This window comes from Undibacterium sp. GW821-FHT07F11, from assembly GCF_059418665.1.
This window is the reverse complement of record NZ_JBWKQH010000009.1, coordinates 300,129-316,366: the sequence shown is the minus strand read 5'-3', so window position 1 is coordinate 316,366 and position 16,238 is coordinate 300,129. Positions and strand designations below refer to the sequence as shown.

Below are 16,238 nucleotides of genomic sequence, written 5' to 3'. Positions count from 1 at the left end.
CGCACCAGTTGTGTTGCCAGCATTGATCTGGTGCGGTCATTCAATTATTCCTTCATTCCAGCTTGAAAGCCTTTGCTATGGCAGACCAGGGTATGTACTTGAAGTTTTGCGTTCCATCCGGCAGGCGCTTGTAACCATCTTGCACTACCAGCATGCCTTGCGCAAAATCACCGCCAAAGTTGACGGCGCTGACATCAAGTCCATCAGTCTCTGAAGTGCCATCAATGCCCCTGGCCAGATTCATACCTACGCGAAACTTGCCGCGCAATCGATAAGGGGCTTGCGCTTCCAGCACCAAATAACTGCTGTCTCCCTGGCTCGATACCAGCAGGTAATTTTTCTGTTCACCAAAGTAGATTGCCAGACCCTCGACATCAGCCACCAGTTGCTTGCCAACAGGCATCACCATTTGCAAATCGGCTGGTTGATCTGCCTTGGCAGAGATGATCCAGATACCGCGTTTTTCTTCCCCCATGAACAGGCGGTCAGTCTTGTCATCAGCCACGCAGCCCTCTGGCTGGCTGGCCAACTTGAAGCTGCGCACCAGACTGCTGCTGAAACCTTGTTCATTGTGGATAATGCGAAACTGCTGGTAAGTGCCGTCCTTGTCATTCACAAAAGCTTCCAGGCCACCAGTGCGTGGCTGATACAGGCAGAAACCGTAGATCTTGTCCAGCTTGGTGGGGAAGCGGGCTGCCTCTGTCACTTGGCCCTGGCCATTGATGACGTATAGCACCAGGCTGTTTTCATCGCGCTGGGTCGCCATGGCGATATCAAAACTTTGCTGGCCCCATTTGATGTTCTGGCGCACATCCACATTGTTCAGGCGTCCGCTTTCCAGCAACTGGGTTTGCTTGCCCTGCATGTCATACACCAGCAACCCCTGCTTCTTGTTAGTGCCCAGAACACGGGAAAGTTTTGCATCCTGTGGATGCACCCAGATAGCCGGGTCATCGGCAGCGTCACCATGACGGGCGACAGTATCTGTTTGCACTGTGGGTTCTATGACGGCTATTTCTGATGTTGCCGGCTGCTTCCACGCGGCACTGCTGACGCGCCAGGTTTTTGCCTGTTCGTCATGCAGCAGGATGTCCAGTTTATTGCTGGATGATTGCACATGGATATTCGCTGCACTGTATGGCAGGTTCATGACTTGCTCAGGCTGGAAATGCTGTCCATCCTTCTGGCGATACAGATGCAGTTTCTTACCATTGGCATTCAGTACAGCAACCCCACCTGGCAGCGCGCTGATGGCGGCGGCACTGCCTTGCAACTTGCCAAATGGGGTAGCCATGGCAACAGGCTTCAGTCTGGCTGCGGTTTCTGCTCCTGCCGTAAATGCCCAGACACCACTATCCGGCACGCTCAGGTACAGAGTCTGGCTCTGGTCATCAACACGGCAATGCTTGCTGTGTGGTGGCAGCGCAAGCTTGCGTACCAGTTGCGCGCTGCCATTGCGTATGACCCATTGCTCGCTCAAGCCTTCCTTGCCGATCAGGAAGACATGATCAAACTGTTGCGCATCGCGATACAGGCACATGCTTTCCAGCGAAAAATCCGGCGATGCCATGCTGGTCTGCAAACGTAGTTGTCCGGTTTTCTGATCTGCTACATAAACATAGGTTTTTTGCGTATCTGCATCGGTGAATACCGCCAGCATGCCGTCTGCATGTGGGCGCGCATCCAGATGCTTTGCCCGCAGGCTGACTTTGCTGTGTTCTTTGCCTTGCGCATCCAGCAAGCGTAGACCTTGTTTGTCGAGCAAGAGCCAGCCGCCATCCGGCAGAGCGACAATGTCCTGGGCGCGACCGGCAGCAGCAGGTGGTAAGCTGGTTGCGAATGCTGATCCGCAGGACAAGGCTGTCATTAATGTTAGACCTGAGGCCAGACCGGATATCAGATATTTGGTTTTCATCATTTTTATGTTCATCAGAATACGCTGGCTTTCAGGCTGATTTTATAAGTGCGGCCATATTGTTCATATTGCGAGTTATATTGATGCGCACCCTGATATACATAGTATTTTTCATTGTTCAGGTTTGCTGCTTCAAAGACCAGCTGGAAATTCTTGCTGAGTTGATAGGCCAGCGAAAAATCGAGCTGCTTTTGGGTATCAACAATGCGGTCCTGATCTGCGCGCAAAATATCCGTACCCAGTTCCAGCAGGTAAGGGGACTTGTAATTGAGCGCAAGGCGGCTGCTGACGCGGCCATGTTCATAACCCAGCATCAGGTTCATGACACGGTCAGACTGACCTGGCAGGCTGATAGTGCGGCTACGGGATTTACCCAGCGCAGTATCAAAACGGGCAATGTCAGCACTGGAGCGTGTCAAGCTGGCATTTGCGCCAACGATCAGGTATTTCCAGGGGGCTGACAACATGCGCAAAGGCTGTGAGTAAGACAGTTCTATGCCTTTTACGTTGGCGGTGTCACCGTTCGCATAAGAGACCGCACTGGTATAGCCCTGCCATGCACCTGAACCGGCCAGGTTGGTGGTGTAAGTGAAGTTCTTGATATCCTTGTTGAACAGATAGGCTGATACGCTGCCATCATGCGCCAATATTTTTTCTACACCCAGATCAAGATTGTTGGCTTTCAATGGTTTCAAATCAGGGTTGCCAATCACTGCTTCGGTAGTGCTGGTGAGGTTGATGCCGGGTGCCAGTTGACTGAAGTTGGCACGTACAACGGCATTAGTCCAGGCTGCGCGTACACTGGTTTTCTGGTCCAGGTCGTAACGCAGGTGCAGCGATGGCAGCCAGTTTGAATAACTACGTTGGCGGTTGATGGCTTGCAGGCTGGTGCCTCCAGTCACTTGCGTGCCAGCGGCATCAAACTGCGTGCGTTCCACGCGGGCACCGGCCAGTATGTGCAGGTTATCCCTGTCGAAACTGTTTTGCAGATAGGCAGCATCGATATTTTCATTGATCTTGTAATCATTGATGGCAGATTCCAGCACCAGGCGGGCAGCATTTCTGTCCAGGCCAGCCACGCGGGCGCGTATCAGGTCAGCACTGATGGCAGTGCCGATATTACCCAGCGGGTAATCGAGAGCCTGGTTTTGTACAAAGGCACTCATGGACGTGGAACCAGGTCCCCAGTAATTGCCACTGCTGGTTTTGCTGCTGTTATAAGTCCATTGATTGGTGTCATTGGTTTTTTCACGGCGGCTGGTCTTGGCGCCGAATTTCAGATTTGATTCGAACTGCTCGAAATGGAACTTACGGGCCAGATCAAATTTCAGATGCTGTTCAGTATCCTTGGAAAAACGCTGTTGCAGGCTGATGGCATTCAGGCTGTAGTTCGCTGCATCGTAGAGGCTGGCCGGACCAATGATTTTAGGTATTTCGCCATCGCTAAAACCAACGCCCGCAAAATTGGCATTGCCACGGAAGCGGCCATCGTTCAACGCTTCCGGCGTATCTTCGCTGGCGCGGCTGGAGCCTGCAGCCAGATCCAGTTTCCAGTCCCGGAATTTTTGTTCTGTGCCTAGCACGACAGAACTGATAGTCTGGGTGTATTTGCGCTGGCGTATGCGGCGTTCTGCTCTTGCTGTAGTCGTTGCGCCTTCAGCCAGGGTGCCGCTGGCAAAGCTGCCTATGGTGATACGGTCGCGTACTTCATCATCGCTGAAGTCACTCAAAAAGCCGTGCATGAAGTAAGTTTGTGATGTTGTCGGCTTGTAATCCAGGTTCAAGGCATAGGCGTGACGCTCACGCACTGGCAGGTAATCACGCAATTCAAATCCACCCAGCTTGCCACTCTCCCAGGCGCCGCCGGTTTCCACATTGTCTGAACCAAAGCTGCGTTTCTCTGCGCTGATGCCGGCGGCGACACCCAGCTTGCCATTAGCAAAACGGTCAGCCCACAAGAGGCCAGCATTCGGGCTGGTTTTACCAGTCACCTGGTCATAACTGGCACCGGTATTCAAGGTCAGAAATTTTCCTGGCAAATCAAAAGCAGTCAGGCTCTTGACTTCAACTGCACCGCCTAGTGAGCCAGCATCCTGTTCAGGGCGCAAGGTCTTGGTCACTTCCAGTGAGCGTATCATCCCGGCTGGCAAGACATCCAGCGCCACTGCACGGCGGCTAGCTTCTGGCGATGGCACCAGAGCACCGTTGATGGTCACACCATTCAGGTCGGCACCCAGACCACGTACAACGATATAGCGGCCTTCACCCTGGTCACGCTGGACAGAGATACCAGGCAGGCGTGCCAGTGCTTCCGCGGCATTTTTATCCGGCAGGCCGCCGATATCATCGCTGCTGACTACGCTGACGATATTGTCGGCTTTCTCCTGCATCTCCAGCGCCTTGCGCATACTTGCACGCTGGCCGCTGATGATGACGCTGCTGGCATCGCTGACAGTCACATTCGGCCCCTGGGCATGGGCGTTCAGCATGGCCGAGATGCCCAGCATGATGATGGATAGTTGAGGGGCAGGTTTTTTCTTCAGGGTTTTCATGGACAGGATTTCCGCAGGTAGTGAATGGCAAAAGAGTGGGCGGATTCTAGGAGTTGTATATGTCGGGTTTGTGACAGGTGGGAGCCGGGTTTGCCGTTGCGGGGAAATCGCACGATAAATTGCGAAGATGTGAGCTGAAATGACCTCGCCATCAGACGGCCGGTATACGGCATGATCGTTTTTAACTACTTCTCCTTCACGGGGGATTAATAAAGACCTGAGCCGTTTGCACCCCCGTTGTTTTCCATCCATAGCTCATATCAAAAAACACGCATGTCATCGTCCTGTCATGCACCTCAATTACCCTCGCGCGACCTGACCTTTGGATGTGAATGCGATGCTTAAAAATTCCATGCTGCGCCTGCATAGAAACTTCATCATCACTGCCTGTGTGGCATTGATCGCCTTTATTTTTCTGTATGCCTATATGGGCTCACCCAAGCCCTTCATCAAATGGAAGTGGATGGACATTGTCGGTGAGGGAGGTACATCGCTCATGTCTGGCCTGTGGTTGCTGATCATGCTTAGCAGCCGTCCCAAGGGGCTGGTGACGCGCTTGTTTGCATTTGGCCTCGCGGCGATCATGCTGGGTTCATGGGCAGATTGCCTGGACGAGTTTTTCGCGATACCCAAGGAAGATGTCTGGGACAACTGGCTGGAATCCATGCTGGTCTTCGCTGGCATGTTGATCGTTACGGCTGGCATGTATTACTGGCGCGAAGAACAGTTCACCCTGAATGAACACTTGCAAAAGCGTGAACGCCTGTTCCGCGATCACCGTGCCTTTGACCGTGTCACGCAGCTAAGCAATGCTGATTATTTACGTCTGCAGATCAAGCTGGAACTGGAAAGCCATCCAGGTGTGCCTTGTGCGCTGGTATTGCTGGACATAGACCAGTTCCATCTGATCAACCGTGAGCATGGGCAACATGAGGGTGACCGTGTCTTGCAGGCCGTCAGCCACATGCTCTTGCTGAACCTGCGTAATGAAGATTTGCTATGTCGTTATGCGGGAGACAGGTTTGCCGTGGTCTTGCATGACACCAGCCTGGAAGAGGCGCAGGCACTGGCCGTGCATCTGTGCAAGATGGTCAGGCAGATGCGTTATTGTGCTAAAGAGGTGATGCTGGAAATCAGCATGCGGCATGCCTGTACCATGGCGGACGATGCGCCTGATGCCTTGCTGAGCAGGCTCAGCCGTGCGGTGGAGGCCAGTGCATACGTATGTACTGAGCCGCAGTTGGCAACGGGAGCCCCGTAATGCGCTTTCATCAGGCGGCAGACGCCTGCCTGCCAGCCGCATACCATGCAGCCCAGATATTGGCTTATACGCGCAGTCGCGAGCTGGATGATGACCTCATTTTGCGTAGCGTAGGCGTTGATGCAGCGCGAGTCACGCGAGGGCAATGCCTTATCAGCCCCCGGCAATATCTGCAATTACTGGATAATGCGTTACAGGCCTTGCGCAGTGCCGACAGCAGTTTCATGCTGGGGCAGCAAATGTTGCCCGGGCATTTTGGCAGTGTCAGCCATGCCTTGTTGCAGGCTCAGGACCTGCGGCAGGCACTGGAGATTTTATGCGTTCATTTCAGTCGTTTGTGCCCCTTGCTCAGACCCAGGTTGAGTGAAGGGAAGGATATGTCGGTTTTGTACTGGATGGATAGCTACGGTGCTCCCAGCCTGCGTCCGGCAATAGTCGAGATGCACATGACAGCCGTGGTTGCCATGTGCCGCTGGCTCAGCGGAGTACGCCTGCCATGGCGTTTCTGTTTTAACCGCAGCGTTGCCCGTCATACCGAACAGCATGAAGTGCATCTCGGTAGTGAGTTGCGTTTTAACTGTCACCTGGACGCCATGCTGATCACTACAGAATATCTGGATTTACCCTGGCCGCGTGGTAATGCTCTGGCAGCAAGCGTTGCCCTGAGACAGGCGCAGCAAGAAGCAGTATTGAGCGATGAAACGGAGAGTTTGCTGAATGCTGTTTATGATTATCTGCTGACCCATATACGTGGCAACCCCAGCCTGGAACAACTGGCAACAGCATTTGCCGTCAGCCCAGCCAGCATGAAGCGCTATCTGGCCAAGGAGGGCACGCATTTCCAGGCTGAGCTGGATCAGGTACGCACCCATGTTGCCCTTTATTTATTCCAGAGCCGCCATTACGACAATGAGGCGGTTGCCATGCACCTGGGTTTTCATGATGCGAATAATTTCCGGCGTTCTTTCAAGCGCTGGACCGGGCTGACGCCCAGCAGCTTGAAAGAAAACTTGATGCAAGATTTCCCTGGCTTGAATTTCAGTGTTGGAATCTGACGGTGGGGAAGTAGTCAGGCGGCTTCTTCAGCCATGCAATCAATGTATATCTTTGATCCGTCTTTCATACGGCACGCTGCTATCTTTTCCACGGTTTTGCCGCACGTTCACTGAGATGATTTTCAGTAAAACCCTGACGAGGACAAAGGCAACAAACAAGGTAATGATCAGAGGAATAATGGTGATCAACAGTGCAATCGCAAGAACGACCACCAGGATTTTTGGCAAGGGCGTGCGCAACAGGCGTTCTCCGACCTTTTGTCCTATCTGACGAAACTCTTGTGCTGCCTGTCGACAGACAGAGTATAAGTATTGGCTGATGCTATTTTTCATGGGTAACTCCTGAGGGGGCTTGCTCGATATGAAAATCAAGCGATGCGGGCATTATCAGCATGCTTGCGCAAATAATCTACGGTAATTTTAATGCGAAATTGCCGCTAGCTGTTTTTCAAGACCAATTCAGCAACTTATTTCTTTGATGCAAGCAAAAAGAGCGACCAGCATTATGCATAATCGCTCTCTTATTTCAGGCGTTTACTATCTACTTATCTCTTATCTGACCTTACCCAAATGCTGCAGGAAGAAGGCTTCATATTTCTTGTGTAGGGCTTTGGGCTTGACTGTACCACCCAGACCATGTTCGCCATCTGGGTCAAGGAAGAGATCAACCAGGGATTCCTTGCCGTTTTCCAATAAGGCGCGATACACATTCACCGTATCCTGGTACAAAACGTTAGGATCTTGCATGCCGTGTACGAGCATCAATGGTTTTTTCAGGCCTGCTGTCAGAGGCAGCAGTGAATATTTGCGCAAGTTGGGTTTGCTGCGCTCGGTCTTGCCTATAGTGCGGCCACTGTACCAGCTATTGTAGTTTTCCCACTCTGTTGGCCCGGCACCGGCGATACCCGCAGCGAAGATATCCGGGCTGGTGTACATGGTGTACTGGGTCTGGAAACCACCAAAGCTCCAGCCTGTAAGGCCTATACGCTTGCCATCAACGCCCAGGTTTTTTTGCATGTATTTTGCCAGGTCTTCGAGGTCTTCTGTCTGTGGTTTACCTACCTGTTCCCAGTTGGCATCGCCAAACTTGCGGCCATAGTTGGAGTGACCACGAGGGTCAACCGCCACGGTGACGTAGCCATGTTTGGCTGCCATATACATGCCAAACATATAGGCGGTCTGCTGGAAGCTGTCAGTCTCGACGATATGCCTGTCATTCAAAGGCCCGCCATAGGTGTAGACAATGGCCGGGCGATGGTCAGATGAGCTCAGACCTGCTGGCTTGAAAACATAGGCCTGTATCTTGTCGCCATGGCGATTGGTGTAGCTGAAGCGTTCAGGACGTTGCAGGTCTATTGCACTCCATTGCGGGTCATGGCTTTGCGTCAACGTAGTGGATTTGGCTTTGCTGATATCCACCAGTTTCAATTCAGGCCGGCTGGCCCATTGTCCGGCCATGCTAGCCAGCTTGTCGCCGCTTTCTGTCACAGTGCTGCTCCGATGGAAGTCACCAGCCTGGCCTATCGCCTTCATGTCACCGGTTGCCAGGTCAACCTTATAAGCATTCATGGCTGCAAAATCATCCTTGTTGGCGAGTACAAACATGGATTTGCTGTCTTCACTGAAGCCTATGATGTTGTGCGCTTCAAAATCACCTTTCAATATTTGTCTGGCGCTGCCATTGCTGACGTCAATGACGTAGGGCTGGCGATAACCCTGTTCATCCAGCACGGCGATCAATTGCTGGCTGTCCGGTGTAAAGCGGGGAGCCAGCACGTTGACAACTTCATGACCGACATTGCCCCGTCTCTCCAAAACCATTTGTGGCTTGACACCTTCTTCTGCCTTGCCTACATAAATGCGCAGCAAGTCTTTTTCACGTTCCCAGGTAGAGAAGGTGTAGCGGCTGCCATCCTTGGCCCAACTGACTGGACTCATTTCAAACCAGACGTCACCACCATCATTGGTGAAGACCGGTTGTGGCTGGCGTGCAGAGGCATCGCCAACGCGACGTATGTACAGCGCAGTGGCGAGTATTTTGCGTTTGTCATCAGATACTTCGCGTGATACTTTTTTAGCCGTGGCAAAGCGTTCGCTGTAATTCATGATCTCGACCTGGCGCTCGGCTGGTGGAGTTGGTTTGCCATTTTCTGGCTTGGCATCAGGTGCTTCGGCAGAAATCGCCATCCATTGCTTGTCTTCGCTCAGTACGGTATTGGCGATGCGGTATTTTTTATCGGCGTCGTCAGGGTGTATCAGTTCACGGTTCAACTGGCGTATCGCGCTGCTGCTAAAGCTGGCGTTGAACAGACGCTTTTCGTCCATGTAGATATAGCCATTGTCGTCTGCCTGGTAGGCGACGATGCGTTCAGGTTTGTCGGTCTGGGTCAGGCGTTCTATCTTGCCATCGGCAGCGTTCAGGCGGAACAGGTCACCACGGTACTGGAAGATCAGTTCATTCTTTTTGTTCGCCCAGACCAGAGCATCTACACCAGGGTAGAGGTCGCTGGGTTTGAGCTTTTCTTTTTCCAGTTTCTTTTTCAGCTCGTCACGCAGTTCCCAGATTTCCTTGGCCTTGTTGTCGTCTTTTGCATCTTTCTTTTCGTCTTTCTTGTCGCCGTCGTTTTTAGCTACACTGGCAGTACCGGTTTTCGCAGCAGCTGCAGCGGCTTTTTCCCTGGCGGCTTCAGCATCTACTTCAGCTTTCTTGGCAGCGTCCTTGGCTTTTTTCTCGGCCACTTCACGTTTCACTTCTTCCAGTGCCGCTTCTTCCCACTGCATCAGGTTAACTTTTTCACCGCGCAGGTAGGCGGCCTGTGCTTCAGCCTTGGCTTGGCGCTCGGCTTCTTCTTTTTCTTTTTGTTTGGCTTTTTTATCGAAGCGTTCCCAGTCTTCTGGCGCATCGTAGGTCTTCATCAATGCGGGTGATGTGATGCGTTTGGTTTCGCCAGTCTGGGTGTCATGCACATATAAATCAAAACCATTTTCACCGAATGGGTTCCAGGTATAAGCCAGGTAACGGCCATCCTTGCTGAATTGTATATGGCGCGCGGCTTGGCCTGCATAGCCTTTGGCACGGTATACCTGTTCCAGCGTCAGGTCGGCTGGCTTGATTTTGGCGACACTGTTAATAGCTGGTGCGGCCTGAGCGGTTTCTTGAGGGAAGAGCAAGCTGGCTGCCCCGCTGAAAGCGAGCGCAATACTGACGGTGAGAATTTTCGGAGACATAGTGAAAACCTTGGTTTTAGTTTAATTAGCAGGTATGGGGTTGATCAGGAGGTGATGCGAAAATGCCGACGTTATCAAGCAATAGGCGGAATTAACGCATTTTCCATAGACAAATGCCAGTGAAGACAGTTCCACAGGAAAACAAATTCTACAAAAATCGGTAGAAAATTTGCTTTTGCCTTGTTAAAGCGAAGATAGGCTTAGTTTTTTTCAGAAAAAATCTTCAGGCAGATAGTTTGCGGTATTGCTGAGGGCTGAACCCCAGCCTGGATTTGAAGGCACTGCCCATATGCGATTGATGAGCAAAACCACAATCTGATGCAATATCAGCAATGGATAAATTGCTATTTTTGATAAGTAGCCGCGCTCTTTGCAACCGACGTTCTGTGATGTAGGCATGTGGTGTGGTGCCAGTGGCATGGGTAAAGCTGCGCAAGAAACGCAGCAGTGGCATATCTGCCATGGTTGCCAGGTCTTCCAGATTCAATGTTGTATCGAGGTGCTCTTCTATGTAATCCAGGATGTGAGCATGCAAAACTTTGTCTTGCGTATACTGGCTGCGCGCTTTCGTCGAGGTGTTGCTTAGTGCTAATCCACGTTGCAAAAGTAGCCCAGCTTTTTCTTGCAGAAGCAGAGCATCTTTATCTTTTTGTATGAGCAGGCTGCGTAGTTGCCAGGCCAGCATGACGGCCTGTTTGTCACCATGGAATATCTGTCTCGGCGATGATGCATGCATGTTTGCCAGCAGATCAGGATTGATGATATGCATGAGCAGGTATTCACCGCCATGCGCAGATTCTGAGAACATGGGTAAGCCAGCATTGCTGATGGCAAAGTCGCCTGGCCAGGCATCAAAGTCATGACGGATATCGTTGCCGATGGCATGCACACCCGTCTGGCGTGCAAATGCCAGACCCAGGCTGGTATGAGACGATGCACTATTGATGGTATAGGGTGTCGCGGGTAATAATTCCAGTCTTGCCCACTTGATATCCATGATGTCCGTAGTCATTGTATAAGCGCTCTGCTGAAATTTCTTGATAGCCTGGAAAATACCATCTGCTTATTATAGAGACATTCTATCCCCCGGCCAGAGCAGCGGCCTTTAATTTACACATGGAGTTGCAATGAAAACCATAGGCCTGATAGGCGGCATGAGCTGGGAATCTACTATTCCTTATTACAGGCAGATCAATGAAACCATAAAGGAAAAACTCGGTGGCCTGCATTCTGCAAAAATCATCCTGTATAGCGTCGATTTTCACGAAGTAGAAAAACTGCAGCGTGCCGGTGACTGGGATGCCGCCGGTGTCATCCTCGCACAAGCAGCGAATTCACTGGAGTTGGCAGGGGCAGATTTTCTGGTGCTGTGTACGAACACCATGCACAAGCTGGCGCAGGTCATCGAAGCTGCCGTAGCGATACCCTTGTTTCATATCGCCGACCCTACTGCGCAGGCCATCAAGAATGCTGGCTATGGCAAGATAGGTTTACTCGGTACGCGCTTTACCATGGAGCAGGATTTTTACCGTGAGCGTTTGCACAGCAAACATGGTTTGCAAGTGCTGGTGCCTGAGCTGGCAGACCGCGACATCATTCATCAAGTCATTTATGAAGAGCTTTGCCTGGGCAAGATCAACCCTGCATCACGCGAGCACTATCGCCGCATCATGGCCAGCCTGAAAGAGAGCGGGGCAGAGGCGATTATCCTTGGTTGTACCGAGATCAGTTTATTGGTTGGCCAGGATGACGCTGGTGTACCGTTATTTGATACAACGGCTATCCATGCGCGCAGTGCTGCATTATGGGCACTAGATTCAATTGACCTTGCGTAAAGCTTCCCTCAGGGCAGGCAACAGATTTTCTTTGATCGCAGGGTCAGTGCTTTCCCGGACTGAAAAATACAGCGGTAGCAAAAAGGCGCTGACGTTATGTCTTTGTGCCAGCCTGGTCTGTGTATAGGGCCCAGGCTGTATGCTGTTGTCCATGAGTTTGTTGAACCACAGATCCCAGTCGCGCTTGTTGAAACTCGGTGTCCTTGCCAGATAAAACACGGCTGTCATCAGCCGGACACCCTCGCCATATTGGTAGAAATGGGTAGAAGGAGCAATCTGGGATGCGATGGCTGCCAGCATGGTTTCATGCTGGGGTTTCTCTATGGCCGGGTTCATTGCCAGTTGCAGCATCAGGTCGGCACTATGTGCAATGCCATGACGCCAGCCATCTTTGGCATCAAAGCCGCGATAGTCGCGCAGGTTGCTCAGGTAATGGCTGCCTGCATTGACGATATCGACTCTTTCTTCTGCGCTCAGATAAGGTTTTTTCCTGTCTACCCGCACCAGTTCAGCCAGCGTCAAAATCGCAAATGGCCGCAGAAAACTGCTTTCTTCTGCCGCAGGTGCCTGCACGGCATTCAGCATTTTTACGCGCAAACTGGTGAGCGTGGGTGCGCTCAGTTTCTCGGTGCGCATCCACGCTGATAATCCCTCAAACGCCAGTTCATCGCGCAATTCTGTATCCGCCACTCCCAGACAATCAGCCGCAGAGAGAGCCAGGCTCTGCCGCTTGCCATCATCATCCACTTTCCAGCCAGCAGATTTCACAGACTTTAATTCTTGTTTGGTTGGCTCATCACAATTGGCCAATGCTGCTGTGGCTGTGAGCACTAAAACTAGCAAGGAAAAAAAGGATATCAGGCGACGCATGGCGGTTATCCAAAGTAAAAAAAGAAATTACTCACTAGTTTGCCATGCAGATATATTCTTGTCATGTCGCTATATGTTTATCTTGCTGGCCTCACCACCAGCGCCACACCTGCCAGCGCAATCACCATCCCCAGTATCGCTGTCATCGTCAGCTTTTCGCCAAACATCAGCCAGGCCATGGCTGCGGTAACAGCGGGGACCAGGTACATATAGCTGGTGACCTTGGTCGCTTCACCATGACGTATCATGATGAACAACACCGAGATACCGACGCCAGACAAGACAAATACTGACCAGGCCATGGCAGCGAAGAACTGTGGTGTCCAGATGATGGTCTGGGTTTCCAGCGTCAGCGCAAATGGCAATGTCACCAGCAGAGAAGCAACAAACTGTATGACTTGCCCGGTTCTGACATCAAAACTGGGACAGGTTTTTTTCTGGTACAGCGTGCCTATGGTCATGGCGGTCAGCGCCATGATGGCCAGCGCTACGCTGCTGACAGACAAGCCAATGACAGAGATTTTATTGGCGACCACCAGTGCCACGCCGCAAATGCCAAGCGCAAGCCCGGCCCACTGTTTGCCGTAGATGCGTTCACCAATGATGGGGCCAAGGAAAGCGGTAAAGATGGGCTGGGTATTGGCAATCAGTGCTGCCACGCCAGCGGGCATGCCCAGCTTGACAGCGCACCAGATACCGCCCAGATACATGGCCTGCATCAGGATGCCTGCGATGGCTATCGGTAGCCATACACGGCGCTCTGGCCAGGGCGCACGCATGACCAGTGCCAGTATCAGCATGAAGATGATCACACCCAGATAACGCAGGCATAAAAAAGTCAGCGGTTCGGCATAGGGCAAGCCATATTTGGCCACGACGTAACCGGAAGCCCAGATGAAAATAAAGATGGCGGGGAGAAAGCGTAATAAAGGTGAGGCTTTGGTATGCATGCTGTTCAAAGAGTAGGGCGGTAGAGCATAGGGGAAAGTTCCTGGCGCTCGTTTGAGCCATAATCTTCGCATAAACAGCTTAAGTGATGGATGAAAAAAAACCTGCGCTTGCATCAGCATCGCAGGTTTTTTTCATCTGTCGTGCATATGTCATGATGAGTGCATCACGACAAGCTGACTCAGCCCAGGTTTGCTGTGGCAAATTCCCAGTTGACCAGTGCCCAGAATGCTTCCAGGTATTTTGGACGTGCATTGCGGTAGTCGATGTAGTAAGCGTGTTCCCACAGATCGCAAGTCAGCAATGGTGTGTCTGCTGTTGTCAGTGGTGTTGCTGCATTGGATGTGTTGACGATATCCAGAGTGCCATCAGCTTTTTTGACCAGCCATGTCCAGGAAGAACCGAAATTGCCTACGCAAGACTTGGTGAAAGCGTCTTTGAATGCATCGAAAGAACCCCATTTGGCATTGATGGCATCTGCCAGTTTGCCGCTTGGTGCGCCGCCGCCGTTAGGTTTCAGGCCATTCCAGTAGAACGTATGGTTCCAGATCTGTGCTGAGTTATTGAAAATGCCGCCAGAAGATTTCTTGACGATTTCTTCCAGTGTGGAGTTTTCAAATTCTGTACCCTTGATCAGGTTATTCAGATTGGTCACATAGGTTTGATGATGCTTGCCATAGTGGTATTCCAGCGTCTCTTGAGAGATATGCGGAGCCAAAGCATCCAGTGCATAAGGCAGTGCCGGTAAGGTATGTTCCATATCGCGTCCTTTTATCGTGAGTTTATCATTTCCGGCAATCCGGAAAAGCCAGACCAGCATTGTAAGCTTTTGTACAAAAGCTTGCACGTGGGCTTATGCAAATTCGCATTAATTACATGTATATGCGCAAAATGATGACTGTAAGTGCAGGACGGTAAGGCGAAGTGGTTTTTGCTCAGGCATGGATTAGTCGAGTTTGGTTTGCACGCTGCTGATGCCAACTTCAGCAGTGCCTGAAGCCAGTCTGACTTGTACTAGCGATTGTGGTTTGAGTTCAGACGTCTTGCGCAAGGCCTTGCCTTTGTGGTCACTGAGGATGGCATAGCCACGCTCCAGCGTGCGTTGCGGGTTGAGCAGCTCAAGTTGGCTGTGCAGGGCTGAGAGCTGTTGCTTATGGCCTTCACGGCGGTGCCTGGTCGCTTGCTGCAGGCGTCTTTGCATGTCTGCCAGCAGCAGTTTGGGCTTGCTCAGGTCGGGTTTATGTGCCTGCCAGCTCTGCGTCAATTGGCTCAGCGCGTGTCTGGCCTGGCGCAAAGGCAGACTCGCGCTGTGGCTGAGGTTACGGGCCAGGTTCATCAGTTGCAGGCGTCTGGCAGCAATGGCCGCCTTGGGGCTGAGCAGGCGGCGGCTTTGCCAGTCCAGGGCCAGGGCCTGGTCATCCAGTTGCCTGTGCATGCAACGGCTAAGTATCTGTGCCTGGCGCTGTAATAACTGCAACCATGCATCCCTTGGCGTGGCTGCCAGTTCTGCCGCTGCTGTTGGAGTGGCTGCGCGCAGGTCGGCGGCAAAATCGGCGATGGTAAAATCAGTTTCATGGCCTATGCCGGCAATCACGGGCATGGGGCAATTGACGATGGTACGGGCCACGACTTCTTCATTGAAGGCCCACAGGTCTTCCATACTGCCGCCGCCACGGCAGACCAGCAAGACATCGCATTCTTCGCGGGCAGCGGCGGAGGCTATCGCCTGGGCTATCTTCATACCTGCACCTTCACCCTGTACTGGGGTAGGGTAGAGAATGACATTGATATGTGGCGCACGCCTGTGCAGGGCGATCAGGATGTCTCGCAGGGCGGCAGCCTGCGGGCTGGTGACTATGCCTATGGTTTTGACAAAAGCGGGCAAGGGACGCTTGCGCTCGGGATCAAACAAGCCTTCCTGCGTCAATTGAGCCTTCAGGCGCAAGAAAGCCTCATATAAATTTCCAACACCGGCACGGCGTATGGCCTCTACGCTTAACTGATAATCGCCGCGCGGTGCATACAGGGTAACCAGGGCGCGTACTTCTACCTTGTCGCCTTCTTTGGGCTGGAAGTCGGCATATTGGGCACGGCCACGGAACATGACGGACCTGACCTGGGCACCACTATCTTTTAAAGTGAAATACCAATGTCCAGATGCGGCGCGGGTAAAGTTGGAAATCTCGCCAGAAACCCATGTCAATGGCAGGTTGCGTTCCAAAAGCTGAGCAACGGCCTGATTCAGCGCCGTAACTGTCATCACGGACGGCGTGTTTACTGGATTGGCGTAAGGCGATTCAGGATTCATAAAGCTTGGCGGCGGAAAATCTGTCCACAGAAGCGTGGTTTGGTCATCAGCATGTCATTTTGCCTCTGAGATGTCAAAAGAAATGAAAGTTTACTATCTAAGTCTTTGATTTTTAATAAAAATCAATCTGCAAAAGAATAAGGCAAAATGAAAATTCCCTTTCAAATCAAGGACATTGCAATGCATCAAGCAGCTTGTGCACAAACTTATCCACAGAAATTGTGATTAAGCTGTTGAAAACTTTAACCTTCATCAAAGTATGCCTG

The 16,238-nt window shown here is 51.8% G+C and carries 12 protein-coding genes; 3 read left to right on the top strand and 9 right to left on the bottom strand.

Translation table 11 applies throughout. The features are described 5' to 3' along the window. Positions 1–52 precede the first annotated feature (52 nt). Together AC07OI_RS22750 and AC07OI_RS22745 are read right to left on the bottom strand one after the other, a co-directional pair. Entirely contained in the window at positions 53–1,918 is a 1,866-nt protein-coding gene (locus tag AC07OI_RS22750; RefSeq protein ID WP_495258786.1) for a phytase, read from the bottom strand. An 11-nt stretch (positions 1,919–1,929) separates the two neighbouring features. Beyond that, entirely contained in the window at positions 1,930–4,467 is a 2,538-nt protein-coding gene (locus tag AC07OI_RS22745; RefSeq protein ID WP_495258785.1) for a TonB-dependent receptor, read from the bottom strand. Positions 4,468–4,804: 337 nt separating this feature from the next. Here AC07OI_RS22745 and AC07OI_RS22740 point away from each other — a divergent pair, with 337 nt between their 5' ends. Both AC07OI_RS22740 and AC07OI_RS22735 read left to right on the top strand, forming a co-directional pair. Next, positions 4,805–5,728 (top strand): GGDEF domain-containing protein, encoded by a 924-nt coding sequence (locus AC07OI_RS22740; protein WP_495258784.1) that lies wholly within the window; start codon positions 4,805–4,807, stop codon positions 5,726–5,728. Then, the gene (locus AC07OI_RS22735) at positions 5,728–6,783 is read left to right on the top strand and encodes an AraC family transcriptional regulator (protein WP_495258783.1); all 1,056 of its coding nucleotides are present in this window, start codon (positions 5,728–5,730) and stop codon (positions 6,781–6,783) included. The genes AC07OI_RS22740 and AC07OI_RS22735 overlap by 1 nt, the downstream gene beginning before the upstream one ends. A gap of 39 nt (positions 6,784–6,822) precedes the next feature. Here the strand turns inward: AC07OI_RS22735 and AC07OI_RS22730 are convergent, their stop codons facing one another. The 3 genes from AC07OI_RS22730 to AC07OI_RS22720 all read right to left on the bottom strand — a co-directional run bounded on the left by AC07OI_RS22730 (position 6,823) and on the right by AC07OI_RS22720 (position 11,023). Continuing rightward, complete coding sequence (locus tag AC07OI_RS22730) at positions 6,823–7,116, bottom strand: hypothetical protein (protein ID WP_492708876.1); 294 nt, start codon at positions 7,114–7,116, stop codon at positions 6,823–6,825. Positions 7,117–7,335: 219 nt separating this feature from the next. Further along, complete coding sequence (locus AC07OI_RS22725) at positions 7,336–10,011, bottom strand: alpha/beta hydrolase family protein (RefSeq protein ID WP_495258782.1); 2,676 nt, start codon at positions 10,009–10,011, stop codon at positions 7,336–7,338. A 223-nt stretch (positions 10,012–10,234) separates the two neighbouring features. Beyond that, positions 10,235–11,023, bottom strand: a complete 789-nt coding sequence (locus AC07OI_RS22720) for a helix-turn-helix domain-containing protein (protein ID WP_495258781.1) — start codon at positions 11,021–11,023, stop codon at positions 10,235–10,237. 115 nt (positions 11,024–11,138) lie between these two features. Between AC07OI_RS22720 and AC07OI_RS22715 the strand changes: the two genes are divergently transcribed. Continuing rightward, a complete protein-coding gene (locus AC07OI_RS22715; RefSeq protein ID WP_492708870.1) occupies positions 11,139–11,846 on the top strand; it encodes an aspartate/glutamate racemase family protein in 708 nt (235 codons plus the stop codon). Here the strand turns inward: AC07OI_RS22715 and AC07OI_RS22710 are convergent. The 4 genes from AC07OI_RS22710 to xseA form a co-directional block, all read right to left on the bottom strand. Next, the gene (locus AC07OI_RS22710; protein WP_495258780.1) at positions 11,829–12,716 is read right to left on the bottom strand and encodes a DUF2785 domain-containing protein; all 888 of its coding nucleotides are present in this window, start codon (positions 12,714–12,716) and stop codon (positions 11,829–11,831) included. The two genes, AC07OI_RS22715 and AC07OI_RS22710, sit on opposite strands and share 18 nt — an antisense overlap. Before the next feature lie 77 nt (positions 12,717–12,793). Continuing rightward, positions 12,794–13,666 carry a DMT family transporter gene (locus AC07OI_RS22705; RefSeq protein WP_495258779.1) on the bottom strand — a complete coding sequence of 291 codons (873 nt, stop codon included), beginning with the start codon at positions 13,664–13,666 and terminating at the stop codon, positions 12,794–12,796. Between the two features lie 179 nt (positions 13,667–13,845). After that, positions 13,846–14,424 (bottom strand): superoxide dismutase [Fe], encoded by a 579-nt coding sequence (gene sodB / locus AC07OI_RS22700; protein WP_162040495.1) that lies wholly within the window; start codon positions 14,422–14,424, stop codon positions 13,846–13,848. A 186-nt stretch (positions 14,425–14,610) separates the two neighbouring features. Next, the gene (gene xseA, locus AC07OI_RS22695; RefSeq protein WP_495258778.1) at positions 14,611–15,972 is read right to left on the bottom strand and encodes an exodeoxyribonuclease VII large subunit; all 1,362 of its coding nucleotides are present in this window, start codon (positions 15,970–15,972) and stop codon (positions 14,611–14,613) included. Positions 15,973–16,238: the final 266 nt, after the last annotated feature.

Bases quoted from the DNA above. Each gene is read 5' to 3' on its own strand.
- AC07OI_RS22750 (WP_495258786.1), bottom strand. From the start codon at position 1,918: ATGATGAAAACCAAATATCTGATATCCGGTCTGGCCTCAGGTCTAACA.
- AC07OI_RS22745 (WP_495258785.1), bottom strand. From the start codon at position 4,467: ATGAAAACCCTGAAGAAAAAACCTGCCCCTCAACTATCCATCATCATG.
- AC07OI_RS22740 (WP_495258784.1), top strand. From the start codon at position 4,805: ATGCTTAAAAATTCCATGCTGCGCCTGCATAGAAACTTCATCATCACT.
- AC07OI_RS22735 (WP_495258783.1), top strand. From the start codon at position 5,728: ATGCGCTTTCATCAGGCGGCAGACGCCTGCCTGCCAGCCGCATACCAT.
- AC07OI_RS22730 (WP_492708876.1), bottom strand. From the start codon at position 7,116: ATGAAAAATAGCATCAGCCAATACTTATACTCTGTCTGTCGACAGGCA.
- AC07OI_RS22725 (WP_495258782.1), bottom strand. From the start codon at position 10,011: ATGTCTCCGAAAATTCTCACCGTCAGTATTGCGCTCGCTTTCAGCGGG.
- AC07OI_RS22720 (WP_495258781.1), bottom strand. From the start codon at position 11,023: ATGACTACGGACATCATGGATATCAAGTGGGCAAGACTGGAATTATTA.
- AC07OI_RS22715 (WP_492708870.1), top strand. From the start codon at position 11,139: ATGAAAACCATAGGCCTGATAGGCGGCATGAGCTGGGAATCTACTATT.
- AC07OI_RS22710 (WP_495258780.1), bottom strand. From the start codon at position 12,716: ATGCGTCGCCTGATATCCTTTTTTTCCTTGCTAGTTTTAGTGCTCACA.
- AC07OI_RS22705 (WP_495258779.1), bottom strand. From the start codon at position 13,666: ATGCATACCAAAGCCTCACCTTTATTACGCTTTCTCCCCGCCATCTTT.
- sodB (WP_162040495.1), bottom strand. From the start codon at position 14,424: ATGGAACATACCTTACCGGCACTGCCTTATGCACTGGATGCTTTGGCT.
- xseA (WP_495258778.1), bottom strand. From the start codon at position 15,972: ATGAATCCTGAATCGCCTTACGCCAATCCAGTAAACACGCCGTCCGTG.